Source organism: Mangrovihabitans endophyticus, from assembly GCF_014646155.1.
Classification (GTDB): Bacteria; Actinomycetota; Actinomycetes; order Mycobacteriales; family Micromonosporaceae; genus Actinoplanes; species Actinoplanes endophyticus.
On record NZ_BMMX01000021.1, the window covers coordinates 39,012 to 62,978 of the forward strand.

A 23,967-nucleotide genomic window follows, 5' to 3' on the forward strand; every position below is an offset into this window, starting at 1 on the left:
ATGCCTCCCAGCGCCGACCTGTGTCCGGTTTGCCGATCATATGGCAAATGCCGGAACAGGCCGACGATTTCGGCGTACGCGGCCGACCGCCCGACGCGCCACCGCGACGCCCGAGCTCCCACCGGTCGCTCAGCCCACCGCCGCGGACAGATCCCCGCCGAGCACGTCGCCCCGGATCGCCGGCCCGGCCATGCCGGGTACCGCCGCCGCCGGGTCCGCGCCCAGCTCGATGATCTTGTTAGCCGCGTCGACATGCACGATCCGCGGCCGGAAGGCGCCGGCCTCGGCGTCGTCCATCTGCCCGTAGGCAATGAGAATCACCAGGTCGCCGGGGTGCACCAGATGCGCGGCGGCACCGTTGATCCCGATCACACCCGTCCCGCGCGCCCCGGGGATCACATAGGTCTCCAGGCGCGCCCCGTTTGTCACGTCCACGATCGCGACCTGTTCACCCGGCCACAGGTCGGCCGCATCCAGCAGATCCTCGTCGATGGTCACCGAACCGACGTAGTGCAGGTCCGCCTGGGTCACGCTGGCCCGGTGAATCTTGGACTTGAGCATGGTGCGAAGCATCAGGACACGCCTCCGAGCTGCAACGGAACATTGTCGATCAAGCGAGTGCCGCCCACCCTCGCGGCGACCAGCATGCGCGCCGGACCGTCCGCCGGGGCCGGGCCGAGCAGCGGATCGGTCACCGCGAGGTAGTCCACCTCGACCCCGGCGCCGGACGCCAGGACCTTCCGGGCGGTCGCCAGCGCGCTCTGCGTATCGGACTGTGCCGCAGCCTCGTGCAAGGCGCGGGACAGCACCAGCGCCGCGGCACGCTGCTCGGCCGACAGATAGCGGTTGCGGCTGGACCGGGCCAGGCCATCGGATTCCCGTACGGTCGGCACGCCCCGGACGTCGATCGGGATGTTCAGGTCCCGGACCATCCGGCGGACCAGCGCGAGCTGCTGATAGTCCTTCTCCCCGAAGAACGTCAGGTGCGCACGGGTGAGCAGGAAGAGCTTGCTGACGACGGTGAGCACGCCGGTGAAGTGGCCGGGGCGGCTGGCACCCTCGTAGACCTCGCCGAGCGGGCCGGCGTCGACGCGAACGGCGGGCAGGCCGTCGGGATACATCTCCGCGCGCTCCGGTGCGAACACCAGATCGGCGCCCTCCGCGCGGCAGACCGCAAGGTCGGCGTCGAGCGTACGGGGATAGCGCTCGAAATCCTCGCCCGGCCCGAACTGCAGCGGGTTGACGAAGATCGTCACGACGAGCCGGTCCGCGTGCGCACGAGCGGCGCGCATCAGCTCCCGATGGCCGTCATGCAGCGCCCCCATGGTGAGCACCGCGGCGACCGCGCCGTCCCACCCGTCACGGGCCTGCCGCAGGTCCGCGATGGTGCGCGCCAGCACCGTCACGACGCCACCCGCCGACCGCCCGCAAGGTTCTCAGCCGCGGCGTCCGCCAGCACGTCCAGCAGCGGCGCGGCGTCGGCCGGACGCAACCGGCCGGCGGCGACGGCCCGGTCGGCGGTCCGGCGGGCCAGCGCCAGATAGGCCGGCACCACCTCCGGGGGCAACCGGCGCAGATGGTGCCGCACGGTGCCCGCGTCACCGCGCGACACCGGGCCGGTCAGCGCGCCGTCGCCGCACCGCAAGGCGTTGTCCAGGGCCGCCTGCAACAACGGGGTCAGCACCCGGGAGGCGTCCGCGACGCCCGCCGAGCGCAGCGTGTCGGCGGCCTCGTTCACCAGCGTGACCAGGTGGTTCGCCCCGTGCGCGAGGGCAGCGTGGTACAGCGGGCGGTGCTCCGGCGCGACCCATTCGACGACACCACCGAGATCCGCGACGATCCGCGTGGCGAACGCCCGATCGTCGGCGGTCACGCCCCACGCGATGCCGGGCAGGCGGCGCAGATCCTCCGGTACGCCGGCGAACGTCATGGCCGGATGCAACGCCAGCCCGTGGATGCCGTCGTCCAGGCCGGCGAACACGTGCAGGCCATGCGCACCGGAGGTGTGCACGACGCGCTGGCCGGCGCGGAGCGCCCCGGTGGTGGCGAGGCCCGCGATCACACCAGGAAGGGCATCGTCGGGCACGGCGACGACGAGCAAATCGTCCGCGGCGCGGGCGACCTCGTCCGCGGGACGGACGACGGCATCCGGGATCAGGCGCGCGGCGCGGTCGCGGGATGCCGCGGACACCGCGGCGACGGCCACCACCCGATGCCCGGCAGCGGACAGCGCGGCGCCGAGCACGGCACCGACGCGGCCGGCGCCGACCACACCGGTCACGAGCGAAGCCGCCCGGCCGGACGCATGCGGCAAAGCATTCATGATGAAAGATCCAGTCCTCGACGGGGTACCGGTCGTGGGCAAGTATGCGCGCCGGTTACCGCGGCGTGACAACCATGTGTGAAGAGATCCACCGGCCGCGCATAGGCTCGTCCCATGGGCATGCGGGGGTGGCGCGTGGCGGCCGAGGCGGCACTCTACGGTCCCGACGGCTTCTACGTCCGCGACGACGGTGGCCCCGCCACCCACTTCCGCACCAGCGCGCACGGTTCGCCGGCGTTCGTCGACGCGCTGATTCGCCTGATCACGCGCGTGGATCGGGAGCTGGGCCGGCCGCCGGTCTTCGACCTCGTGGACGTGGGCGCCGGGCGCGGCGAACTGCTCACCGCCGTGGGCGCCCGGCTGCCCACCGACCTGGCCGACCGGGCACGGCTGACCGCTGTCGAACGGGCCCCGCGCCCCGCCGGGCTGAGCCCGGAGATCGCATGGACCCGGGCCGTGCCCGGCGAGGTGGTCGGCCTCCTGGTGGCCACCGAATGGTTGGACAACGTGCCGGTGGACATCGCCGAAACCGACGAGCGCGGGCACCTTCGCCAGGTGCTGGTCGACCCGGCCACCGGCACCGAGAGCCTCGGCGCTGCGGTGACCGCGGCGGACCGCCTCTGGATCGCCCGATGGTGGCCGCCGGGCGCGGGCACGCGCATCGAGATCGGCTGGCCACGGGACACCGCGTGGGCGGACGCGGTCGCCGCGGTACGCCGTGGCTGCGCTCTGACCGTCGACTATGGGCACGTGCGTGACGCGCGTCCGGCGTACGGGACGCTGGCCGGGTTCCGCCACGGCAGGCAGGTGGAGCCGGTCCCGGACGGCACCACGGACATCACCACGCACGTGGCAATGGACTCCGCCGCGATGGCGGCCGGGACCCCGTACCGTCTGATCCGTCAGCGCGCGGCGCTGACCGCGTTGGGCGTGCGCGGCGACCGGCCATCGCTGGAGCTGGCCGGCACCGACCCGCGCGCCTATCTGCGGGCGCTCGCCCAGGCGGGCGAGGCAGCGAGCCTGACCGATCCGGCCGGGCTCGGCGGGCACTGGTGGCTGCTGCACACGATCGGCATCGACCCCCGTGCGAGCATGGTGGGGTGAGTGATCTGCGGGAGATGACCGTCGGCACCGGTGCCGGGCTTGAGACGGCCGACATGGTGCTGAACATCGGACCCCAGCATCCGTCGACCCACGGCGTGCTGCGCCTCAAGCTCACCTTGGACGGCGAACGCGTGGTGTCCTGCGAGCCGATCGTCGGCTACATGCACCGGGGTGCCGAGAAACTCTTCGAGGTCCGCGACTACCGCCAGATCATCGTCCTGGCCAACCGGCACGACTGGCTCTCCGCATTCGCCAACGAGCTCGGCGTCGCCCTGGCCGTGGAACGGCTCATGGGCATCGATGTGCCGGACCGGGCAGTGTGGCTGCGGATGGCGCTGGCCGAGCTGAACCGGGTGCTCAACCACCTGATGTTCCTCGGGTCGTACCCGCTGGAAATCGGTGCGATCACGCCGATGTTCTACGCGTTCCGGGAGCGCGAGACGTTGCAGGCGGTCATGGAGGAGGTCTCCGGCGGCCGGATCCACTACATGTTCAACCGGGTCGGCGGTCTCAAGGAGGAGGTACCGGCCGGCTGGACGCGGCGCGCGCGCGAGGCGATCGCCACGGTGCGCAAACGCCTCCCGGACCTGGACAACCTGATCCGCCGCAACGACATCTTCCTGGCCCGTACGGTCGGCGTCGGCGTGCTGACCGCCGAGCAGGCCGCCGCGTTCGGCGCATCCGGGCCGGTGGCCCGCGCCAGCGGACTCGACATGGACCTGCGTCGCGACGAGCCCTATCTGGCGTACGACCAGTTGACCGTCCCGGTGGTGACGCGGACCGCGGGCGACTGCCATGCCCGCTTCGAGATCCTGCTGGACCAGGTGTACGTCTCGCTGGACCTGGCCGAGCAGTGCCTGGACCGGGTGGACCGGACATCCGGCCCGGTGAACGTCCGGCTGCCGAAGGTGGTCAAGGCCCCCGAGGGCCACACCTACGCGTGGACCGAGAGCCCACTGGGTATCAACGGTTACTACCTGGTGTCCCGGGGTGAGAAGACCCCGTGGCGACTCAAGCTGCGGACCGCGTCGTACGCGAACGTGCAGGCGCTGTCGACGTTGATTCCCGGCTGCCTGGTGCCGGATCTGATCGCGATCCTGGGATCGATGTTCTTCGTGGTGGGCGACATCGACAAGTAGCCGGGCCCGCGCTGAGGGCTCAGTACGGGCGACGGTGGGCGTCGGCGGTCCAGTAATCCCCGTAACCGCCGTACGAATCGGGCTCCTCATCGGCGGCCCGGCGGTGACGACGACCGGTGTACTCCGCAGCTCCGTGCCGCGACTCGCCACCGTACGAGGACTCGCCGCCGTACCGGGCATCGCCGCCGTACCCGGCATCGCCGCCGTACCGGGCTTCGCCGTATCCGAAGTCCTCGGCTGCCGAACGCCGGCCCCGAGGGTGCGCGGAGGTACCGGCGTAGGCGGGAAGCCGCTCCGCCGCGCCCAGGTGCGCCGCCCCCGGATAGTCCCGCTCCGCGGCCTCCTCCGGCTCCGCGTACCACGACTCCGACGGCTCGTAGCCGTCCTGGGAATTCGCCGGCTCGTAGCCGTCCTGCGCACCCGCCGGCTCGTAGCCGTCCTGCGCACCCACCGGCTCGTAACCGTCCTGCGCACCCACCGGCTCGTAACCGTCCTGCGCACCCGCCGGGGTCCCGTAGCGCGAACCGTAGGACCGGCCGGGTGCGGAGTCGTCGACGCCCGCGTACCGAGCGTCGCCGTAGCCGTCGTCGAAGCGATCCGCCGCGGCCTGCCCAGCCGACGAGCCGCGATGGTCGGAAAACACGGGTGTCAGATTCCCAGGGCGCACCGCGGCGGAGGCACGGGAGGCCGCCGGGGGCGGAGGCGCCGACGCGGGCGGCGGTGCTGCCGACGCCGCGGCACGGCCGGGCCCGCCGACGGAGGCGATGCCACGCTGCTGCGGAGCGGGCGGCACGGAGGCCGAGCCGGTCACGCCACGGTCGGCGGCGTGCGGGCCAGCTCCGAGCGACCGGACGGTGGCCCGCCCGCCGGTGCTCTGTCCCTGCTCGACGGGTGGGCGGACGACCGCTCGGCCGCCGCCCTGGCCGCCGAGGTCGACGATGGCCCGTCCGGCCGCCGCATCGACCGCGGGCCGCCCGGCGGGACCGGCCGCCTGGACGCCGGACGACCGAAGTTCGGCGGCGAGGTCTTCCCGGAGTTCGTCGCGGAGTTCCTCCACGCGTTCCGCCACCCGGTCCTCGACATCGATGCTCAACAGCACCGGATCGTGACGGATGAGCATCGCCGCGCCGATGAGCACCACGCACACCGCGACGAGCAACACCGCGAACCGCATGGCGCTTTCGCTGCCGCCGACGAGCACCACGACGGCCCCGATCGGGGCCAGCCCCACGCCGGCCCAGAGAAGGCCACGGAGCAGGCGCGCGCTGTGTCCCTGGTCAGGTTCCGTCTCCGGCATGGGCGCAGATGTTACCGAGATAGGCGCCGGTACGAAACGGGCAGCGCCGGGCATCTCGGCTGAGACGTCCGGCGCTGCCCGAGGCTTGGGCCGGGCCGGGAGGTGGGGCCGGGCCGGGAGCTAGGCTCAGCCGACCGCCAGTGCGGCGTCCGAGCTGAACACCAGGCCGACGCTGATCGTGCCCTGCTTCAGGCCGGTCTTGGTCAGCGGACCACCGGCGTCCAGCGAGCTGAACTTGCCGGCCTTGAAGTCATAGGTCGATTCCAGTCCCTGCTGGCATTTGGGACGCTGCGGACACTCGGCCGGGCCACCGAGCACGGTGGCCGCACCGGAGCACTTGGCGGCCAGGTCGGACAGCGTCTTGACGCCGTACTTGTCGGCGAACGCCGAGGTGACCGCGAACGCGTTCTGGTCCTGGGCGGCGGACGGCGTGCCGAAGACCAGGCCGACCTTCTCGCCGAGCTGCTTCAGGTTGGACATGGTGGTGTTCAGGTCCGGCGAAGACGGATCCTCGGCGTCGTCCCCGTTCACCTTGCCGGACAGGAAGGTGGCGAGCGTCGCGGCGTACTCGGGGACGACGTCGATGTCGCCCTTCTCCAGCGCCGGCTCGTAGAGCTCCCGGTTGCCGATCTGCTGCACCTTGACCTGGTAACCGGCGGCGGTGAGCGCGATCCCGTAGAGCTCGCCCAGCGTGGCGTTCTCGCTGAAGTTCGCGGCTCCGACGGTGACGTCGCCGCCCGGACCCTTCTCGATGCCGCTGGTCAGGTCGTTCGCCGTGGCGAATTCCTGCGCGGCGGCCTTGGACGACTTGCGATCCACGTCGACGGCCTTGTTGAGCTCGATGAGTTTGGGGGTGTCCAGCGCCGCGGAGACCTTGTCCAGCGCCGCGATCATCTGCGGCGACGATGCCGCCTTGTTGATCGCGGGCACGACGTTGTCGGTGTTCTGCAGGTTCTTGTCGTCGGTCAGCACGACGAGGCTGTCACCGGCGACCGGGGCGCATCCCTCCCCCGCGGCGGACGTCGCGGGCGCTTCGGTGCCGGAGGACCCGGACTCACCACACCCCGCGAGTATCACCGCCGCCGCGGTGAAGGAGCTGGCTAACAGGAGCAGGTTTCGACGCATGACCGCCGCCTTCTGTGTCCCGGCAGGTCGGTGACCGTGCCGCGTGTCCGACGGGCAGTCGACGCTCGATGCCCGTTTCCGTTCCCTGCCAGGTGTACCCCCGGGGTGTGACAACTTTCCACCGGTGGAGTGGAGCGTTATGCAGCCGGTACCCGCCGCCGCCGGAACAGCGGGACCGGGACGCTATCCGGCCGGTGCGGCGGCACCGGAGCGCCGTTTGCGGCCGGCGCGCAGCGGCTTCGGGGTGACCACCCGCTGCATGATCGCCAGTAGTCCCTCGACGATCAGTGCCAGCACCGCCACCGCAATGCCACCGGCGACGATCTGGCCTCCGCCGCCGTTGCTCATGCCGATGCCGAAGCCCGCGCTGATGATCTCGCCGAGGCCGCCGCCGTTGACGAACGCGGCAAGCGCGGCGGTGGCCACCACCTGCACCGCCGCGGTGCGCAGACCGGCTGCGAGGTAGGGCACGGCCAGCGGCAACTCGACCCGGCGCAGGAGCTGGCCGCCGGACAGGCCCATGCCCACGGCGGCGTCACGCGTCTCCGGATCGATCTGCCGCAGGCCGGTATAGGCGTTGGCGAGCAGCGGCGGCACCGCGAACACCGCGAGCGCGGCGATCACCGGAGGCTTGCCGAAGCCCAGCGGGGTAAGCGGCAGGATGGTCAGCAGGGCAAGCGTGGGCACGGCGAGCGTCAGGTTGGCCGCGGTGATCACCGCACCCCCGCCCCGGCCGCGATGTCCGAGCCAGATGCCGATCGGCCAGCCGACCAGGCAGCCCAGCAGCACCGCCCACCCGCTGATCACCATGTGCTCGGTGAGCCGGTCCAGCAGGCCGCCGGAATTGGTCCAGTTCAGCGGGTCGTTCAGCCAGACGAGCGCCTGTTCCAGGTAGTTCATGCCCGCTGCCCTCGCGTCCACGGGGTGAGGAGCCGGCCGAGGCCCGCCAACAGGAGATCGAGGACCAGAGCCAATGCCACGGTGAGCAGGGACGCGGTCATGATCTCGGCCTTGTAGAAGTTGTTCCGGAACCCGCCGAGGATCATGTCGCCCAGGCCACCCCGGCCGATGATCCCGCCGACCGTGACCAGCGCGACAGTGGAGACGGTGGCCAGCCGCAGGCCGGTGATGATGCCCGGCAGGGCAAGTGGCAGCTCGATCCGCCACAGTCGGCCGAACCGGCCGTAACCCATGCCTGCCGCCGCGTCGAGCACCTCGCCCGGCACCTGGGTCAGACCCGCCAGCGAGTTGCGGACCAGCACCAGCAGCGCATATAGGACCAACGCGATCAACACCGACGTATCCGTGGTGGTGCCCACCGCCGGCGCGACCAGAGCCAGCAGCGCCAGCGAGGGAATCGTGTAGAGCACGCCGGACAATGCAAGAATCGGGCCGGTCAAGGACTTGATCCAATACGCCACGACGGCCAGCGGGAGGGCGACGACCAACGCGATGATCACCGCGCGCCCGGTGAGGCTCGCGTGCTGTTGCAGGTTGTCCATCAGTTCACCCGCGTTGTCGTGCACATAGCGCCAGGAGAACCACGGATTTCCCGGCCCGTCGTCGGCGGGGGCGGCCAGGGGCCACGCAGGTGCCGGGGCCCTCGACAGGAAGGACATACGTGGACGCTACCGCGATCAACGACTCCGGCGCTGGCCGGGACGCGGCGTCGATCTCGATCGAGAACGTCGGCAAGGTCTATCCCGACGGCACGGTCGCGGTCGGCGACATCAGCTTCGAAGTACCGGCCGGTGAACTGGTCGTTCTCATCGGCCCGTCCGGATCGGGCAAGTCGACCCTGCTCCGCATGCTGAATCGTCTGATCGAGCCGTCCAAGGGCACGATACGGATCGACGGCGCGGACATCGCCGCGCAGGACCCCACCGAGCTGCGCCGGCAGATCGGCTACGTGATCCAGAATGTGGGACTCTTCCCGCATCAGACGATCCGCACCAACGTCGGGACGGTGCCACACCTGCTGGGGTGGAAGAAGAAGCGAATCCGGGATCGATCCGACGAACTGCTGGAACTGGTCGGGCTCGACCCCACGCGGTATGGCGCCCGATACCCCCACGAGCTCTCCGGCGGCCAGCGGCAGCGGGTCGGCGTGGCACGGGCGCTCGCCGCGGATCCGGTCGTGCTGCTCATGGACGAACCGTTCTCCGCAGTGGATCCGATCGTCCGCGGTCGCCTCCAGGAGGAATTCCTCCGCCTGCAGGCCGCCGTCCGCAAGACCATCGTGCTGGTCACCCACGACATCGACGAGGCGGTGCGGCTGGGCGACCGGATCGTCGTGCTCGGCGAGAACGGGCACCTGCTGCAGTACGCACCGCCGCCCGAGCTGTTGAGCCGGCCGGCCACCGATGCGGTACGCGACTTCGTCGGTGCCGACCGGGGAATTCGCCGGCTCACCGTGACGCCCGTCCGCACCGCCATGCGGCCGATCGGCCAGGACGCCGACGTGGACCGCTTCCCGACCGTGGACATCTCCGCGTCGCTGTACGACGCGCTGGCCGAGATGCTGACCGCGGATGCGCTCAACGTGGCGGTGACCGAGAAGGGCATCCCGGTCGGCACGGTGTCCCGCTCGGCGCTGTTCGAGGCGCCCAAGCGGGACACCGTGCCGACCGGGTCATGAGATCCGGCCGGACCGTCGGTGGGCGCCCCGACCCCGGCGGTCGCAGCGCCCGAACGCAGACGAAGTCCCCCGTTCGTGGCGCGTCAGCGCGTTCCGCGCCGGCCGCCGAGCGTGGCCAGGCCGATGATCCATCCGACGAAGAGCCCGTACGTCGCCCCCGAGCCGGCCGACCGGAATGCGCCGAGCAGCGACGGGTTGGCCAGGAACAGCGTAGTGAGCAGGGCGGCAAAGCCGCCGGCAAAGATGTAGGAAGCCCATCCCGCGAAGAACTGGCTGATGGTGCCGCGGGCCCGGGCCAGTTGCGATCCGGGGAGCAGATAGAGAAAGAGAGCCGTGAGGGCGATCAAGAGGATCGCCTTCAGATCGTCGACGAAGATCTCGCGCAGCGAGTCACCCGAATCGAACCGCCAGTGCGGCCAGGCCAGCAGGCGCAGCCACCAGCCGCCCGCGGTGTCTGGGTCGGTGTTGTCCTGAGCCCAGTCCCAGTACCACGGGCTGCCGAAGATCAGGACGAGTATCAGCGCGGCCAGCGTGCCCGCACCAGGCGCAGTCTTATAGCGATTGCCGAGAGCCATGCCGGGCTATTGCCCCACGTGAATCTACTGGTAAACGTGCCGGCCGGCGGCGCCGGGGCGGATCAGTGCTTCTGCAGGTAATCGATGAACGCGGCGCGGAGCAGCGGCTCCGCCGTGCCGTACCCGTTGCCGCTCAGCTCCCGCCACAGGGCGACCGCTTCGTCCACCGTCGGGCCGACCGAATTCGGCGCGCCGTCCAGCGAGGATGCGGCCTCGGAGTCGGGCAGATGCCTGGCGACAGACCAGAAGAAGCCCACGTCCCGCTTCTCCCGGGCCACCGCGAAGGCCCGCTCCCGCAGTTCCTCGGTGGACAGGGCGTCCAACTCGGCAAAGCTCGCAGAGGTCATGAACGCCAGCATAGGCATGGGCGCAGCACGGTCACCGACCGGTTCCCCACGGCCCGTCGTCCCAGCCCTCCGAGCGGGCCGACGTGGAAACACCCGGAGACCAGTTCTCCGGCAGCTCCGGCGACCACCGGGTGGTGCCGGTCGAGGCGGCGGCGTTCCAGACCTCATCGGTGCCGGCCACCGGAAGCGGCCGTCCGTACGTCTCGACCAGTCGCGTGATCACCAGACCGCCAGCGAAGACGCAGGCGGCGATCGCGTAAAGGGCGATGTCGAACTCGCGGCGATCGGCGTAGTCCAGGAACATGGCCACCCCGGCGACCGCCAGCAGCGTCCCGAAGATGCCGCCGCGCCGACCGTACGCGCTGGTCCCGGCGAGCATGGCGGTGCCCAACGCGAGCCCGGTCCATTCCATGCCGGTGCTCGGTGCGATCGGAGCCGTGGACTGCGCGGCCATCAGGAAACCGGCAGCGACGGCGAACACCGACGACAGCACGAGCGACAAAACGACCGGCAGCACGGCACCCGGGCCGCGGCGGGTGGCCGGGTCGCCGGCCGGCCGCATCCGGCCCAGCCACCGGCGCACCGGCCGGAGCGCGCCGAGGCCGCCGCCGACCAGAGCCAGCACGGCGAACCCGAGGAAGAGGAAATAGGCCTGGTCGGCGGGCTCGTAGTCGCCCTGCACCACGACCGGCGCGGTGCGCAACTGGATCACCACGATGACGCCGAACGCGGCGACGAGCGTGGCCGCCCACCCGGGCACGTGCAGGGAGGTCACCACGAGCGCGACGATCAGTCCCCCGACCGCGGCGATCGTGAGGGCGGGCCAGGCCGCGGCAACAAGGCCCCGGTCGCCGTTCTCGGCGTAGTGCAGTGCGGCGGCGAGGGCGATCGGCCCGACGGCGAGGTTCGGCACGCCGGCGCGCAAGGTGAGCCCGGCGCCCATGGTGAGCAGTCCGATAACGGTGCTGGAGACCAACAGCGTGTCCAGCGCCGGACGGCGCAGGCTGGCCGGGTCGAGTCGATAGAGAAGGTAGCCGATCGCGGCGACGGCGAGCAGCAGAACGATCTCCCACCCGATGTGGATGCCGAGCCGGTCCCGGCCGTCGTCCTCCGTCGTGCGCTGCAGGGGTTCCGCGGAGGTCTCGACGTAGGCCGGCGTCACGAGATCGTCACCCTCGTAACCGCGCCGACGTCCCCGATAGTCGGTGGTGTAGTCGTCGGTGCGGTAGGGATAGGCCATCGGGTCCTCACCGGTCTCGCCGGACGGCCGACGGTACGCCATCTCGTCGTACGCCATGTCCCGCACCTCCTCCTCCCCCGCTCAGCATACGGACCCGGGGCCAGGCGAGTTCAAGAGCGCGAAGATGGTCTTTGCGGTCCGTCGTCGTCCTGTCGATCGCGCTTGTCCGGAATCCGGCAGGACCGCTCCAGCCACAGCGCGGCTCCCACGAGGGCGAGCGCCGCGATGGTCCCTCCGGCGGAGGCGGGGATGTCGTTGCCGGCCGCCTCGGTGGGCTCCAGCGCCAGCCAGGCCAGCACGCCACCGGAATAGCCCGCGTAGAGCGCGCCGGCCAGCGACGATGCCTTGGCCAGCACCACGTAACGGGCGACGGCCAGCGGCTCCACCGGCGGCGCGCCGGGTTTGCGCTGCACCCGCGCCGCGGTGTTCTGCGCGAGGAAGCCCTCTCCGATGGCCAGCGTCGCGATCACCACGATCGGCACCCACGGCTGTCGCGGCCAGTCGGACGTGTAATAGAAGGAGCTGAGCAGCAGCCAGGCGATCGCCGCAGCGGCCAGCCCGGCGACCACCAGCACCGAGATGCTCGTCGGCCGCAGCGAGGGGTCGGGTTTGTCCCCGCCGGGGTTACTGCTCACGGCGTCGACTCTAGCGTCAGATCCGTCCGCGGGCGCAGCGCCTGCGCCTGGGCCGTGAGCTCCGGCGTGGTCAGCAGATCGGTGACCGCGCCGTGTCCCGGGAACTGCGCATAGGGCTGCAGATCGAGCCAGGGCTTGAGGACGAAGGCGCGTTGCGCCGCGCGCGGATGTGGCAACGTGAGGTCCGGATCGGCGCGCAGCACCGGGACGTCGTCGTCGGTCCATACCGCGATGACGTCCACGTCGAGAGTGCGCGGGCCGAAGCGGCGGGCCGGGTCGCGTACCCGTCCCGCGGCCGCCTCGCACGCCTGCGCACGCCGCAGCCACACGAGCGGGTCGGCGCCGGGGTCCACGGCCATCACCACCGCGTTGAGGTACGCGGGCTGCTCCGCATCGCCCCAGGGCGGCGTCTCGTAGACGCCCGAGGTCAGGACCACCGTGTCGGCCAGGCATCCGACCGCAGCGCGCAGATGCGCGTACCGGTCCCCCATGTTGCTGCCCAGGGAGAGAACCGCGCGGGTCACGACGCGCTCCGGGAGCGGCGCCGGACCACCGCGACATCGGCGAACGGGTGCGGGATCGGGGCCTGCGGCTTGTGCACGGTGACCGTGGCCGCGTCCACCCGCGCATCGGCGAGGCAGACGTCCAGCAACCGCCCGGCGAGCGTCTCGATCAGGTTCACCGGCGGCCCGGTGATCACCGCGACCAGGCGGTCCGCCAGGTCGCCGTAGTGCACCGTGTCGGCCACGTCATCGGTGTCGCCGGCCTTTTCGAGATCCAGTTCCAGATCCACGTCGATCACGAAGTCCTGACCACGCGCCCGCTCGAAGTCGTGCACGCCGTGCCGGCCGTGCGCACGCAGGCCGCTGAGCACGATGTGGTCGCTCACCGGGCCACCAACCCCGGCCGACCGGTGGCGCGCCAGACGGCCAGTGCGTCCACGGTCTGCCGCACGTCGTGCACGCGCACTCCCCAGACTCCCGCGGCCGCGGCCAGCACCGAGGTGGCCACCGTGGCCGCGGTCCGGCCGTCCGGTGGCCGCGGCGAGCCGTCCGGTCCGGCGAGGAGGCTGCCCAGGTAGGACTTGCGGCTGGCGGCGTAGAGCACCGGGTAGCCCAGGTCCAGCAGGCGGTCCAGGTGGGCGCTCAAGGCCCAGTTCTGCGCGGCGTTCTTCGCGAAGCCCAGACCCGGATCTATGATCAGCCGGTCGGCGCGTACGCCCGCGGCGAGCGCCTCCTCGATCCGCTGACCGAGTTCCCGTCGGACGTCCTCCACCACGTCGTCATATTGTGCGAGCTCATACATTCGCCGCGAATGTCCCCGCCAATGCATCAGGACGAGCGGACAGTCGGCCGCGGCCGCGACCCCGGTCATCTCCGGATCGGCCAGGCCGCCGGACACGTCATTGATCACCAACGCCCCGGCGTCCAGCGCCGCCGCGGCGACCTCCGCCCTGGTGGTGTCCACGCTCAGCGGCACACCGGCGGCCACCAGCGCGGAGATCACCGGCAGCACCCGGGCGAGTTCGGTCTTCGCGTCGACCCGGTCGGCACCCGGACGGGTGGATTCGCCGCCCACATCGATGATGTCGGCACCCTGCCGGCACATCTCGGCCCCGTACGCGACAGCGGCCTCCACATCGGTGTACCGTCCGCCGTCCGAGAAGGAATCCGGGGTCACGTTGAGCACGCCCATCACGACGGGGCGAGCGCTGTGCAGGAGCCGGTCGCCGTCATCCACAGGTAGCAAGGTAACGGCTCCCGACGCCTCGAACGTGTGTACGCTTCCACGTGACTCATCTTCAGTCACGTCTTTACCTTGGGTAACGAATCAGACAGCTTGTAGGTAAGAAGGACGGGCCGTACGCTTCGGGCAGGCATCATTTGAAGGACCGAAGGAAGCAGATGAGCTTGGTCAGGACTTCAGCGCCCGAAGGACTCACTCGACACTGGTGAGTGGGAAGTAGCACCATATGGGCGTTGCCGTCAGCGAGGCTTCACAACTGCAGTGTGCTGGGCCCCGGTCCGGCATCCGGGAGGTTTACCGATGATCGCCACAGAGCTCGCCACGCAGGTCGCGACCGCGCTCCAGCAGGGCACGCTCGCCGCCCCGGAGCCGAAGGGCATCAACACCGAAGGCGTCGTCACCTTCTTCGCGAGCAACATCGCGCCCATCCTGCTCGCCGTCCTCGGCGTGATCTTCATCGGACGGGCCAGCCGGGGCGAGATCTCCAAGGTGCTGACCAGCTCCGCGATCGCGATCGTCGGCCTCGCCTTCATCGCGGGCGCCGCGACGCTGTTCTTCGTTGGTGACTACCTCATCGACCTGATCTTCAGCTGAGGCCGCGAAGAGATGCGGCTGCGCACCGACGACGACATCTACCGGGCACGCCTGGTCTACCTGGGCCCGCCCGGGTACACGCTGCCCATGCACTTGCCGTACGCGCAGTACGGCATGTTCGTCGTCCTGGTGCCGCTCTTCATGTTCATCCACTACCTGATCACGTTCGACTTCGACCCCTTCCCAGCCTGGGAGATCGCCCTGGCGATGGTCACGACGTCGTACGTGTTCCGGCATGTCGACCCGGACCGCCCGGCCCGGGTCGTCATCCGCACCGCGCTCACCGACTGGCGCCGGACCCACGAGCCCGCCGTCGAGCGACGCGATCCCAGGCTTGTCGCCACCCGCATTCGAGTTCGGGAGGAGCTGATATGACCGGTCTGGCCAGTCGCCCAGCATGCCCGAGCGGAGACGCGGCATGAGCGATTTCCCCCCGCCGCCCGAACATCCCCGAGCGGCCTACCCGAATACGGGCAGGCAGAGTAACGGTATGCGACCGAACGACGACTCTCCGTCCCGCACCGCCGGCGCGGACGACGACACATACGCGTACGAGACCGAGTTGGTGTCCAGCCCCGGCCATGGCGCGGTCGGTGTCTTCCAGGCCCCCCAGCCCGTACGGCCGCGCACCCCGCCAGCTCCGGCCGACGACCAGGCCATGGACATCGATTCACCGTTCCTGGATCTGTTCGGCAACACCCCCGGCGGGTCTCTGGGTTCTTCTGCCACCCCCGATGTGGATCGTCACGCGGACGACGACGTCGACTTCGGATTCGACTTCGACGATCGCCGCTCCACGGATCGCCCACCCGGGGATGACCACCTCGATCCGGTCTCGGCCCGGGTTCCGGAACCGGCGCAGACGCCGGCCCGCGACGACGAACCCCGCTGGGATGCCGAGCGGCCGGTGACCGCCCCACCCGCGCACGATGCGCCTGCGCACGACGCGCCGGAGCCGGAACCGCTGGACCTGCCGCTGACCGCCCAGCCGGCGCAGAGGCCGCCGGACCTGTCGGCTCCGGAACAGCCACCCCTTGCCGCGGTGGATCCGCCCACCGCGGAAGCGGGCCCTCCCGCCTCGGCACCCCGGCCGGACGCCCCCGCAGCCGACGCGGAAGCGTCGTTCCAGCGTGCGCCCGCGGGGCCGCCCGCCGACTTCTTCGACGAGGATGGCAAGCCCTTCGTCGGCGCCGAGGACTGGCCGGACGAGATCCAGCCGACCACCGCGCCACCCGCCAGCCCCGCTTCGACCGACCCGACGGCGGGCACCGCTGCGCAGGCGCCGCCGGAACCGGCCCCCGCCCCGCCCGCCTCGACGCCTCCGCTGTGGCAGACGGTGGCCGCGCCGGGGCTCTCCGCCGCCCGGCGACCCCGGGACGTCGGCCGCGGCGACGCGCCCGGTCGGGGTGGGCCGGGCCAAGTCGCGCCCGGCGTCACCGCGGTGCCGTCGGACGGCGTACCGCACGCGGAGATCGAGCCCTACGCCACGCCGAACGGAGCGCAGGCGGACCTGCCCGCGCCCATGCCGAAGAAGGCCCCGGCCCGGCCGGAGAGCAAGACCGATGCGGTCAGCACGAAGAAGCGTCGGCGCGACCGCGCGGCCACCAACCTTCCCGCCCGCCGCAAGGAGCCCAGGCCGGCACCCTTGCGGCCGCACAAGCTGAAGTTCAGTGACCGGGATCCGGCGATGGAGCTGGAAATCAGCGAAATCGCGGGACACCTCACCTTCACGCAGAGCACCGTCACCGCCTGGTACTACCTGCCGGAGGTTCGCTGGGCGTTTCGCCCGGACGCGGAGCGTGAGGCGCTGCTCTCCGCGATCTCCGAGCAGTACGCCGGCCTGGCCGGTTTCCGGCTCCATCTGCGCCGCACGAACCGGCCGTTCCCCGCGGATGAGTGGGCCCGCACGGTCGACTCGTTCACCGCTCGCCCGCTACCCGACGTACCGGGCGGAACCTCCTGGTCCGATCACCTGGTCGCCGCCCAGCGTCACCTGCTGTCGGTGAACCACGCCGAGGGGCAGACCTATCTGGGCGTGACGTTCGCGCGCAGATCACTCGGCGACACCTTCTCCGAGCGGATCCTGCGCGTCTTCGGACGCGGCACCTCCGACAGCGAGCGACGTAAACTCGGCCGGACCGTCGAGCAGTTCGACGAGGTGCTGAACGCGTTCGGCATGCGGGGCCGCCGGGTCACCCCGCAAGAACTCGAATGGCTGCTCTTCCGCTCCGTCGCGCTGTGCATGGCACCGCCTGGGCCGCTCTCCCCGGTCACCAACGGCCATTGGGACACCGGAGATCTGCTCGCCCTGACCGAGCAGGTGGAGCGATACCGCACGCCGTACGGGTCCACGGTCAAGCTGGTGAACCGGATGAGCGGCGAGGAGCGACACGTCGCGGTGCTGTCCGTGGGGCGCATGGAGCCGCTGGAGATCCCGGAGAAGCACGAACCGTGGATGCACTTCCACGAGCGTCTGCCGTGGCCGATGGAACTCTCGTCGCGGATCGACATCCTCGGCTCCGGCAGCTCCTTCAAGAACCTGGAACACCGCCTCCGCATGATCCGCTCGCAGCAACTGGACTACGCCGAGCACGGCATCGACGCGCCGCCGGAGCTGGAACGACTGGCCAAGCGCGCGCTGGTGATCGGCGACGAGATGACCACCGGGCTGCCGGTGGAATCGGCCCGAGCACACGGATGGCACCGGATCGCGGTCGGCGGTCACACCCGCGAGGAATGCCTGGAGCGGGCGCGGCGGCTCATCCAGTTGTACTCCCGCGAGTTGCGCATCTCCCTGCAGCACCCGAAAAACCAGGACCGGCTGGCGCGCGAGTTCATCCCGGGCGAGCCGATCGCCAACACCGGATACGTACGTCGCATGCCGGTGAAGCTGCTCGCCGCGGCGCTCCCGCAGGCCGCCTCCACCGTCGGCGACCGGCGCGGCGACCTGATCGGGCGTACCTCCGGCACCTGCCGACGTCCCGTCTTCCTGGACCTGCACTTCCCGATGGAGGTGCGGGAACGGTCCGGGCTCGGGGTGTTCGTCGCCGAGCCGGGCGGCGGCAAGTCCACGCTGATGGGCGCGCTGGGATACCTCAACGCGCGGCGCGGCGTACAGGTGACCCTGCTCGACCCGTCCGGTCCGCTCGCCCGTCTCTGCCAGATGCCGGAGTTGAAGCCCTACTCTCGCGTGCTCAACCTGACCGGCTCGGAGCAGGGGACACTCGCCCCGTACGCGCTGATCCCGACGCCGGTACGCTCCGAGTTCGCCGCCGGGCCGTCCGGCGACCGCGAGTTCGAGATCGCGGTGTCCAATGCCCGCGCCGAGCGTCGCATGCTCGTGCAGGACATCTGCTCGATGCTCGTACCGCCCCAGGTCGCCAAGGAGGCCAGCACCGCGACCCTGCTGCGCCACGCCGTGCGGCAGGTGCCGGCCGAGGAGACATCCACCCTCGACGACGTGGTCCGCACGTTGCAGGCGCTGGACGACGACGACGGCAAAGAGCTGGCGAACCTCCTGCTGGACACCGCCGAGATGCCGCTGGCGTTGCTCTTCTTCGGCTCGCCGCCGCAGCACCTCCTCGGCGGCGGCTCGGCGCTCACCGTGATCACCATGTCCGGCCTGCGCCTGCCCGACTTGAAGATCGAGCGCGAGTACTGGTCGGCGGAGGAGTCCCTGGCGCTACCCATGCTGCACACCGCGCACCGGCTCGCGGTACGCCGGTGCTACGGCGGGTCGATGGCCTCGCGCAAAATGGTCGGACTGGACGAGGCTCACTTCATGGAGGGATGGCGCTCCGGCCGCTCCTTCCTGGTGCGGTTGGCGCGCGATTCCCGAAAGTGGAACTTGGCGGCCCTCGTGGCCTCGCAGAACCCGCGGGACATCCTCGGCCTGGACGTGCAGAACCTGGTCTCCACCGTGTTCGTCGGCCGGATCGCCGAGGACCAGGAGATCGCCTCCGAAGCGCTGCGCCTGCTGCGTGTCCCGGTGCACGACGGGTACGAGGCGACGCTGGCCTCCCTGTCACAGGTGGATACCTCGTCGGCGACCCGGCTGGGCTTCCGCGAGTTCGTCATGCGTGACGTCGACGGCCGCGTGCAGAAGGTGCGCGTCGACGTCTCCTACGTGGACGGCCTGCTCGATCACCTGGACACCACTCCGGCCGCCGTGAAAGCGGCGCAGACGGTCATCCCGATGCCGTCCGACATGGAGGTTTGAGATGGTGCGGCGGGCGAGCTCCCTGGTCCTGACGCTGATCATCACGGTGGTGGCGTCGGTGGCCTGGGCGGTGGCAGCCCCGCCCGCCGCATCGGCGGCGCCGCTTGAGGGCCCGCTGGTGCGGGCACCCGGCGGCGCCTGCAGCACGGAGGAGTGGCAGCAGAACTTCAAATCGTGCGTTTCGCGGCTCGCAGAAGTGAGCGCCGACCGCGCACAGTGCCTGATGCCGCCGACCCCCAGCACGCCGGATTCCGGCCTCGCGGGATGGTTCGCCGAGCAACCCGCCTCTTCTACAAAGCCCGGGCCACAGGGTATTTACAGCCAGTACGGATATGCCGGATACAGTTACACGACATACGATCTCGACAGCGGCTGCGCTTCAACTTTGATCGATCCGGACTACAAATTCGAAACCACTGTCGCGAACGGCGAATTCATGATCGCCACTGCGGTCATCGGCGCTTCAAACGCTCTCCGGGAGCGGGCGTGGGATCCACAATCATTGTGGGGTTGGGCCGATCCGCTCGTTGCTCAGGCAACCAAGGCCGTCTACGAGAAGGTATTCAGCGTCTTCGGAGTCATCACACTCGCCGTCGTCGGCTTGTATCTCATATGGCGCTCTCGCCAAGCCGACATGGGTGCCGCCACGACGACCGCAGGATGGGCCATTCTCGTGATGGTCGCCGTCACGGCGATCGCCGCGTGGCCGGTGAAATCGGCAAACATCGCCGACGAAAGCCTCATTACGACTCTAGGTGTGGTACACGACGCGGTCGGACCACGAGCGCGGAGCGCCGCTGCTGGCGAATGCGATGATAAAACGCCCGGCGCGTGCAAGGACAATCGACCACCCGCCGTTCGAGCCAGCGATACGGCCACGGAAACCATGCTCTACCGCAATTGGCTCCGCGGCCTGCTCGGTTCGGCGGACAACACCACCGCCAAGAAATACGGTCGTGCCCTGTATGACGCGCGATCCCTCAGCTGGGCCGAAGCCGAGAAGATTCGCGCAAATCCAGAAACTCGGGAAGCCACGCTGAGCGCAAAGAACACCCAGTGGGAGAAGGTCGCCGAGCAGGTCAAGCAGGAGGACCCGGAGGCGTACGAATACCTGCAGGGCGTCAACGGTATGGACCGCATCGGCGCCGGCTTCATAGCCATGCTCGCCTCGATCATGTTCGCGATGTTCGACCTGACCGCGTCGGTGCTCGTACTGCTCGGCTTCCTGATCTTCCGATGGGCGGTGATCGCGGCACCGATTCTCGGCACCGTCGGGCTGCTCCGCCCCGCCAGCTCGGGCATCCGTCGGCTCGGCAACGCCGTCGTCGCCGCGGTCTTCAACATCGCGATCTTCGGAACCGGCGCGGCGATCTATCTCTTCGCCGTTGACTTGATCATGAATACGGCCAGCCTGGCAGGTTGGCTGCAGGTGGTGCTGGTCTGGTTGTGCGGAGTGGTGGGATGGCTCCTCCTGCGCCCCTATCGGCGCATCACGCAACTCGGCGGTAAGGACGGCACCCGCGCGATCGCCTCGGCCGGGTCGTGGCACCGGCGCTTCTTCCGCGACATGCGTGAGGCCGCCAAGCTTGAGGTTGCCGAGGGCGGCGGTACCCGGGAGCCGGTTATCGGCGGGAAGCGGTCCGTCTACGTCGAGCAGACCAATCTGCGGCCGGAGGCACGTCTCGAAGACCCTGCGCACCAGGCTTCGAGTCGCGGCGCGCTCGCACCAGCCGCGACCACCGGAAACGCGCGCGAGATTCCCCCGTCGGAGACGAAGCCGCGCCCCGACGGTGCGGAGAGCACGCAGGACCACGCGCCCGCCGCGCCGCGCCGCGCCGCGCCCGGACCGGCACGGACACGCAGCGCCGGCACGTGGACGGAACCGGATGTGGCCGAGCGGCAGGAGTCGTACGCGATCTATCGTCCCGAGACGGGAACCACCACCCGGGAATCGCCGGAGCCCCGGGTGCGCACCGAGGCTCGGTGACGGACCGTGGCGCCGCGTCTGCTGGAACGAGGACTCGCTGGGATCTTTCGGTCCCGATGGGGCGTCGCCCTGGTGCTCGCGATCCTGGTCGTGGCGGTCGTCGCGCTTGGCCGCGCCTTCGGTGACGGCGCCGCCGACCAGTCGTCCTTCGACACGGGGAGTTCACCGGCCCCGGTGCTTAGCGCCGACCCTGACGACGACGACAGCGTCCTCTCCGAAGCTCCGCCACCGTCCCCCTCGACCAGCCCCGGAACGGCCAAACCCGAAGCGGTCGCCTACGCCTTCGCGTCGGCCTGGGCCGACCACAAGAACGCCTCTGCGAAGGCGTGGCATGACGGTCTTGTCCCGAACGCGACTCAGGATCTGCTGGACGAACTGGACGGCACGGACCCGGCCGACGTTCCCGTCGATCGCGTGCTCGGCCGGCCCAGTCTGGTCCCCATCGGCGCGGGGCTGGTCGACGCGGACGTGCCGGTCGACTCCGGCAAACTGACCTTGCGGCTCGTGGCCCCGGACGGCCGTTGGCTGGTGGACGGGATCGACTGGGGACGGTCATGAGCCTGCCTCGTCCGCGCAAGGTGGCACTCATCGTGGCCCTGATCGGAACGCTGGCGTTGCTCTGCTGTGGCGGCAGCCTCAGCGCCCTCCTGCTGGGCGGTTTCGGCGACGATGACGTCAACACCTTCTCCACCCTTGGCTGCGGGCGAGGCGGGGTGGTCGACCCGGATGGTGAGCTCCCGCGGATCCGGCCGTACGGGCCGGAGCAGATCCGGAACGCGGCGATCATCATCAAGGTGGGCTCGGACCTGCGGCTGCCGCCGCGTGCCTGGGTCATCGCCGTGGCCACCGCGATGCAGGAGTCACGGCTGACCAACCTGGGAAATCTCGGAGCCGCCAACGACCACGACTCGCTCGGCCTGTTCCAGCAGCGGCCCAGTGCCGGCTGGGGCACCCCCGAGCAGGTCCGGGATCCCGTCTACGCCAGCCGAAAGTTTTACGAGAAGCTGCAGACCGTCAAGCACTGGGAGAAGATGTCGCTGACCCGGGCCGCCCAGAAGGTGCAGCGCAGCGCCTATCCCAACGCCTATGCGAAACACGAGACGGTGGCGACCGAGATCGTCAACATGCTGGCGGACGGAGCAGCGCGCGCGGTCGGCAACACGCTGGCAATGGTCTGCGCGGCCGGTGGTCAGATCGCCGCGTCCGGTTGGGGGATCCCGGTCAAGGCGGTGGTCGGTTCCGGTTTCCGGACGCCGTCACGGCCGACGCACCAGGGTGTCGACCTCATCATCGGGCGGTACACCCCCATCGCGGCGGCGGCGAGCGGGACCGTGTCGGTGGTCAAATGCGATGAGGACCATCGCGGGCGGCACACGTGCAACGTCGACGGCTATCCCGGCAAGGGCGGCTGCGGCTGGATGGTCGAGATCGTGCATGCCGGCAACGTGATGACCCGCTACTGTCACATGGTGCAGCGACCATTCGTCCAGGTGGGCCAGCAGGTGGCAGCCGGTGACATCATCGGCCGCGTCGGTACGAGCGGCAACTCGTCCGGACCGCATCTGCACTTCGAAGTACACCTCAACAACGACCGATCCAGCAGCGGCGCGGTGGACCCGGTCCAGTTCATGGCCGAGCACGGCGCGCCGCTGGGAGGACAGGGGTGAGCGGGGGCGCTATGCCCGACCCCTTCGCAGGCCATCCGGAGTGGGCGATCGAACCACCACGACCCATCGTCCCAGTGCCCGCGAACATGGGCGGCAACTTGCGTGGCCGCCGCGTCCTCATCGGCCTGCCGGGACACGGCTGGCGTGGGGATCTGCGAGCGGACGAGAAGGTGGTGCAGGGGAGCCGGACCTATGTGCCGGTGATGCCGGAGGCGGAGTGGTACCGCGCCGAAGCCGAACGCACCGAGGTCTTCGCGCCCCTCGTTCCCATCGAGCGCGTCTGGGTGGAAGACGAAGGAATGAGCGGCACAACCGCGAAGCCGAACGACGTGGCCGGCCGCCTGGTGTCACTCGACGAGCCGCCGCGCCGGTCACCGGTGGCGGCCCTGGACGCCGATTCCCTGGTCGGGCGCCGCGTCGTGCGTGTGGGCGACGATGGCAAGGAAGAACGTGATCTGCGAGCCGTCACCGAGTTGCACAGCAGCGACGACGGCGACATCTGTGCTCGGGTCACCAAGGAACTCGACTGGTACCGCTGGGGGTGGAGCGGAAAGACGCCAAGCACCCTAGAGGTTCCACTCAATGAACTTTGGGTGGAATAGCTCATCCCACTTTATGGGCGCCACAAACACGCCAGCCATTCTGGTCAATCAGGTCCAATGACCAGGTTTCGGAACGCCGGCTCTTTGTAACACCATCAGAGATACCTGAGATGAAAATGTCAGTGGAAACTGTTCGCCGTCCGCCTACCGTTTTACTTACCACGAGGCCACCCCAGTCGATGACTACATCGACGCCATAGTCACGTTCTCGCGTAAACATCTCCTGCCTCAAGGCTGCGACCTGAGAAAGGTCCGGCCCCGATTTGCAGGTATAGAGCGAGGCTTCCTCATCGTCACGGTTCACCAAGTACGCGCGCAAGAAGCTATCCGCCACCGCGTCCGGCGCTGTTCGCTTGATCTCTGTAGCCTCGTCATACAGCGAAACAATCACGCCGACGCCGCCCATGCAGAGCAACGCCAGAACGCCCGCTCCCAACGCCAGAATGAGCCGCAACCGCCTGTTCGGCTCCTTCTGTGGTGTGGACGGTGACTGCGGAGGCGACGCTCCTCGCGAGTCGTCCGGCCCCGGCGCCGAAGGCGCACTGGACCATGGACCGGCCGGGGTATCGGGCGGCTGCTTCACCCTTTCCAGGGTAGTCCCCGCTGCGACACACGCACGGTAGTCCTCACCCCGCCGCGCCCCACGCTGCGCCCGCCGTCGGCGCTTCTTCCTGGTCGCGCCCGCCGACCGAAGGCTCGTTACCACATCGACATGCTGAACTGTGCCAC

25 protein-coding genes are annotated in these 23,967 nt (G+C 70.0%); 10 read left to right on the forward strand and 15 right to left on the reverse strand.

The window, feature by feature from the left end; all coding sequences use genetic code 11:
• Positions 1-129: 129 nt before the first annotated feature.
• The 3 genes from panD to IEY73_RS21070 are packed head-to-tail and all read right to left on the reverse strand — an operon-like array spanning position 130 to position 2,323.
• Positions 130-573, reverse strand: a complete 444-nt coding sequence (gene panD / locus IEY73_RS21060) for an aspartate 1-decarboxylase (RefSeq protein WP_189080994.1) — start codon at positions 571-573, stop codon at positions 130-132.
• Positions 573-1,406: a pantoate--beta-alanine ligase gene (panC, locus tag IEY73_RS21065; RefSeq protein WP_189080995.1), complete on the reverse strand. Its 834-nt coding sequence runs from the start codon at positions 1,404-1,406 to the stop codon at positions 573-575. Before panC ends, panD begins: the two co-directional genes overlap by 1 nt.
• The gene (locus IEY73_RS21070) at positions 1,403-2,323 is read right to left on the reverse strand and encodes a Rossmann-like and DUF2520 domain-containing protein (RefSeq protein ID WP_189080996.1); all 921 of its coding nucleotides are present in this window, start codon (positions 2,321-2,323) and stop codon (positions 1,403-1,405) included. The genes panC and IEY73_RS21070 overlap by 4 nt, the downstream gene beginning before the upstream one ends.
• A gap of 114 nt (positions 2,324-2,437) precedes the next feature.
• Between IEY73_RS21070 and IEY73_RS21075 the strand changes: the two genes are divergently transcribed.
• Together IEY73_RS21075 and IEY73_RS21080 are read left to right on the forward strand one after the other, a co-directional pair.
• Positions 2,438-3,427 carry an SAM-dependent methyltransferase gene (locus IEY73_RS21075; RefSeq protein ID WP_189080997.1) on the forward strand — a complete coding sequence of 330 codons (990 nt, stop codon included), beginning with the start codon at positions 2,438-2,440 and terminating at the stop codon, positions 3,425-3,427.
• A 14-nt stretch (positions 3,428-3,441) separates the two neighbouring features.
• Positions 3,442-4,566, forward strand: a complete 1,125-nt coding sequence (locus IEY73_RS21080) for an NADH-quinone oxidoreductase subunit D (RefSeq protein WP_189081043.1) — start codon at positions 3,442-3,444, stop codon at positions 4,564-4,566.
• Between the two features lie 19 nt (positions 4,567-4,585).
• Here IEY73_RS21080 and IEY73_RS21085 read toward each other — a convergent pair whose 3' ends face one another.
• The 4 genes from IEY73_RS21085 to IEY73_RS21100 form a co-directional block, all read right to left on the reverse strand.
• Entirely contained in the window at positions 4,586-5,863 is a 1,278-nt protein-coding gene (locus tag IEY73_RS21085) for a hypothetical protein (RefSeq protein WP_189080998.1), read from the reverse strand.
• Between the two features lie 126 nt (positions 5,864-5,989).
• A complete protein-coding gene (locus tag IEY73_RS21090; RefSeq protein WP_229716016.1) occupies positions 5,990-6,988 on the reverse strand; it encodes a glycine betaine ABC transporter substrate-binding protein in 999 nt (332 codons plus the stop codon).
• 183 nt (positions 6,989-7,171) lie between these two features.
• Complete coding sequence (locus IEY73_RS21095) at positions 7,172-7,888, reverse strand: ABC transporter permease (RefSeq protein WP_189080999.1); 717 nt, start codon at positions 7,886-7,888, stop codon at positions 7,172-7,174.
• Positions 7,885-8,607 (reverse strand): ABC transporter permease, encoded by a 723-nt coding sequence (locus IEY73_RS21100; protein WP_189081000.1) that lies wholly within the window; start codon positions 8,605-8,607, stop codon positions 7,885-7,887. Before IEY73_RS21100 ends, IEY73_RS21095 begins: the two co-directional genes overlap by 4 nt.
• A gap of 2 nt (positions 8,608-8,609) precedes the next feature.
• Here IEY73_RS21100 and IEY73_RS21105 point away from each other — a divergent pair, with 2 nt between their 5' ends.
• Positions 8,610-9,626, forward strand: coding sequence for an ABC transporter ATP-binding protein (locus IEY73_RS21105; protein WP_189081001.1), 1,017 nt, complete (start codon positions 8,610-8,612; stop codon positions 9,624-9,626).
• Positions 9,627-9,709: 83 nt separating this feature from the next.
• Here the strand turns inward: IEY73_RS21105 and IEY73_RS21110 are convergent, their stop codons facing one another.
• The 7 genes from IEY73_RS21110 to folP all read right to left on the reverse strand — a co-directional run bounded on the left by IEY73_RS21110 (position 9,710) and on the right by folP (position 14,118).
• Positions 9,710-10,201 carry a hypothetical protein gene (locus IEY73_RS21110; protein ID WP_189081002.1) on the reverse strand — a complete coding sequence of 164 codons (492 nt, stop codon included), beginning with the start codon at positions 10,199-10,201 and terminating at the stop codon, positions 9,710-9,712.
• 62 nt (positions 10,202-10,263) lie between these two features.
• Positions 10,264-10,560: a hypothetical protein gene (locus tag IEY73_RS21115; RefSeq protein ID WP_189081045.1), complete on the reverse strand. Its 297-nt coding sequence runs from the start codon at positions 10,558-10,560 to the stop codon at positions 10,264-10,266.
• A 19-nt stretch (positions 10,561-10,579) separates the two neighbouring features.
• Positions 10,580-11,845 carry an ABC transporter permease gene (locus tag IEY73_RS21120; protein WP_189081003.1) on the reverse strand — a complete coding sequence of 422 codons (1,266 nt, stop codon included), beginning with the start codon at positions 11,843-11,845 and terminating at the stop codon, positions 10,580-10,582.
• Between the two features lie 53 nt (positions 11,846-11,898).
• The gene (locus tag IEY73_RS21125; protein WP_189081004.1) at positions 11,899-12,423 is read right to left on the reverse strand and encodes a DUF3180 domain-containing protein; all 525 of its coding nucleotides are present in this window, start codon (positions 12,421-12,423) and stop codon (positions 11,899-11,901) included.
• Positions 12,420-12,947, reverse strand: a complete 528-nt coding sequence (gene folK / locus IEY73_RS21130) for a 2-amino-4-hydroxy-6-hydroxymethyldihydropteridine diphosphokinase (RefSeq protein ID WP_189081005.1) — start codon at positions 12,945-12,947, stop codon at positions 12,420-12,422. The genes IEY73_RS21125 and folK overlap by 4 nt, the downstream gene beginning before the upstream one ends.
• The gene (gene folB, locus IEY73_RS21135) at positions 12,944-13,312 is read right to left on the reverse strand and encodes a dihydroneopterin aldolase (protein ID WP_189081006.1); all 369 of its coding nucleotides are present in this window, start codon (positions 13,310-13,312) and stop codon (positions 12,944-12,946) included. Before folB ends, folK begins: the two co-directional genes overlap by 4 nt.
• Positions 13,309-14,118, reverse strand: coding sequence for a dihydropteroate synthase (folP, locus tag IEY73_RS21140; RefSeq protein ID WP_189081046.1), 810 nt, complete (start codon positions 14,116-14,118; stop codon positions 13,309-13,311). The genes folB and folP overlap by 4 nt, the downstream gene beginning before the upstream one ends.
• A gap of 351 nt (positions 14,119-14,469) precedes the next feature.
• On the opposite strand from folP, the gene IEY73_RS21145 reads away from it, so the two are divergent.
• The 7 genes from IEY73_RS21145 to IEY73_RS21175 all read left to right on the forward strand — a co-directional run bounded on the left by IEY73_RS21145 (position 14,470) and on the right by IEY73_RS21175 (position 23,238).
• Positions 14,470-14,763 carry a hypothetical protein gene (locus IEY73_RS21145; protein WP_189081007.1) on the forward strand — a complete coding sequence of 98 codons (294 nt, stop codon included), beginning with the start codon at positions 14,470-14,472 and terminating at the stop codon, positions 14,761-14,763.
• Positions 14,764-14,775: 12 nt separating this feature from the next.
• Positions 14,776-15,138 (forward strand): hypothetical protein, encoded by a 363-nt coding sequence (locus IEY73_RS21150; RefSeq protein ID WP_189081008.1) that lies wholly within the window; start codon positions 14,776-14,778, stop codon positions 15,136-15,138.
• Positions 15,139-15,253: 115 nt separating this feature from the next.
• A complete protein-coding gene (locus IEY73_RS21155) occupies positions 15,254-18,982 on the forward strand; it encodes an ATP-binding protein (RefSeq protein ID WP_229716018.1) in 3,729 nt (1,242 codons plus the stop codon).
• Position 18,983: 1 nt separating this feature from the next.
• Positions 18,984-20,969, forward strand: coding sequence for an MFS transporter (locus IEY73_RS21160; protein ID WP_189081010.1), 1,986 nt, complete (start codon positions 18,984-18,986; stop codon positions 20,967-20,969).
• 72 nt (positions 20,970-21,041) lie between these two features.
• Positions 21,042-21,527: a hypothetical protein gene (locus IEY73_RS21165; RefSeq protein ID WP_229716019.1), complete on the forward strand. Its 486-nt coding sequence runs from the start codon at positions 21,042-21,044 to the stop codon at positions 21,525-21,527.
• On the forward strand, positions 21,524-22,636 hold the full coding sequence (locus IEY73_RS21170) for a M23 family metallopeptidase (RefSeq protein ID WP_189081012.1): 1,113 nt from the start codon (positions 21,524-21,526) through the stop codon (positions 22,634-22,636). The genes IEY73_RS21165 and IEY73_RS21170 overlap by 4 nt, the downstream gene beginning before the upstream one ends.
• An 11-nt stretch (positions 22,637-22,647) precedes the next feature.
• On the forward strand, positions 22,648-23,238 hold the full coding sequence (locus IEY73_RS21175) for a hypothetical protein (protein WP_189081013.1): 591 nt from the start codon (positions 22,648-22,650) through the stop codon (positions 23,236-23,238).
• A gap of 1 nt (position 23,239) precedes the next feature.
• Here the strand turns inward: IEY73_RS21175 and IEY73_RS21180 are convergent, their stop codons facing one another.
• Complete coding sequence (locus IEY73_RS21180) at positions 23,240-23,692, reverse strand: hypothetical protein (protein WP_189081014.1); 453 nt, start codon at positions 23,690-23,692, stop codon at positions 23,240-23,242.
• Positions 23,693-23,967: the final 275 nt, after the last annotated feature.

What these genes read in the sequence shown, in the direction of transcription:
- IEY73_RS21120 (WP_189081003.1), bottom strand. Translation starts at nt 11,845, where the DNA reads ATGGCGTACGACGAGATGGCGTACCGTCGGCCGTCCGGCGAGACCGGT.
- IEY73_RS21090 (WP_229716016.1), bottom strand. Translation starts at nt 6,988, where the DNA reads ATGCGTCGAAACCTGCTCCTGTTAGCCAGCTCCTTCACCGCGGCGGCG.
- folP (WP_189081046.1), bottom strand. Translation starts at nt 14,118, where the DNA reads ATGGGCGTGCTCAACGTGACCCCGGATTCCTTCTCGGACGGCGGACGG.
- IEY73_RS21170 (WP_189081012.1), top strand. Translation starts at nt 21,524, where the DNA reads ATGAGCCTGCCTCGTCCGCGCAAGGTGGCACTCATCGTGGCCCTGATC.
- IEY73_RS21160 (WP_189081010.1), top strand. Translation starts at nt 18,984, where the DNA reads ATGGTGCGGCGGGCGAGCTCCCTGGTCCTGACGCTGATCATCACGGTG.
- IEY73_RS21085 (WP_189080998.1), bottom strand. Translation starts at nt 5,863, where the DNA reads ATGCCGGAGACGGAACCTGACCAGGGACACAGCGCGCGCCTGCTCCGT.
- IEY73_RS21110 (WP_189081002.1), bottom strand. Translation starts at nt 10,201, where the DNA reads ATGGCTCTCGGCAATCGCTATAAGACTGCGCCTGGTGCGGGCACGCTG.
- IEY73_RS21175 (WP_189081013.1), top strand. Translation starts at nt 22,648, where the DNA reads ATGCCCGACCCCTTCGCAGGCCATCCGGAGTGGGCGATCGAACCACCA.
- IEY73_RS21115 (WP_189081045.1), bottom strand. Translation starts at nt 10,560, where the DNA reads ATGCTGGCGTTCATGACCTCTGCGAGCTTTGCCGAGTTGGACGCCCTG.
- IEY73_RS21150 (WP_189081008.1), top strand. Translation starts at nt 14,776, where the DNA reads ATGCGGCTGCGCACCGACGACGACATCTACCGGGCACGCCTGGTCTAC.
- IEY73_RS21080 (WP_189081043.1), top strand. Translation starts at nt 3,442, where the DNA reads ATGACCGTCGGCACCGGTGCCGGGCTTGAGACGGCCGACATGGTGCTG.
- IEY73_RS21155 (WP_229716018.1), top strand. Translation starts at nt 15,254, where the DNA reads ATGCGACCGAACGACGACTCTCCGTCCCGCACCGCCGGCGCGGACGAC.
- IEY73_RS21145 (WP_189081007.1), top strand. Translation starts at nt 14,470, where the DNA reads ATGATCGCCACAGAGCTCGCCACGCAGGTCGCGACCGCGCTCCAGCAG.
- IEY73_RS21095 (WP_189080999.1), bottom strand. Translation starts at nt 7,888, where the DNA reads ATGAACTACCTGGAACAGGCGCTCGTCTGGCTGAACGACCCGCTGAAC.
- IEY73_RS21075 (WP_189080997.1), top strand. Translation starts at nt 2,438, where the DNA reads ATGGGCATGCGGGGGTGGCGCGTGGCGGCCGAGGCGGCACTCTACGGT.
- IEY73_RS21100 (WP_189081000.1), bottom strand. Translation starts at nt 8,607, where the DNA reads ATGTCCTTCCTGTCGAGGGCCCCGGCACCTGCGTGGCCCCTGGCCGCC.
- panD (WP_189080994.1), bottom strand. Translation starts at nt 573, where the DNA reads ATGCTTCGCACCATGCTCAAGTCCAAGATTCACCGGGCCAGCGTGACC.
- IEY73_RS21070 (WP_189080996.1), bottom strand. Translation starts at nt 2,323, where the DNA reads ATGAATGCTTTGCCGCATGCGTCCGGCCGGGCGGCTTCGCTCGTGACC.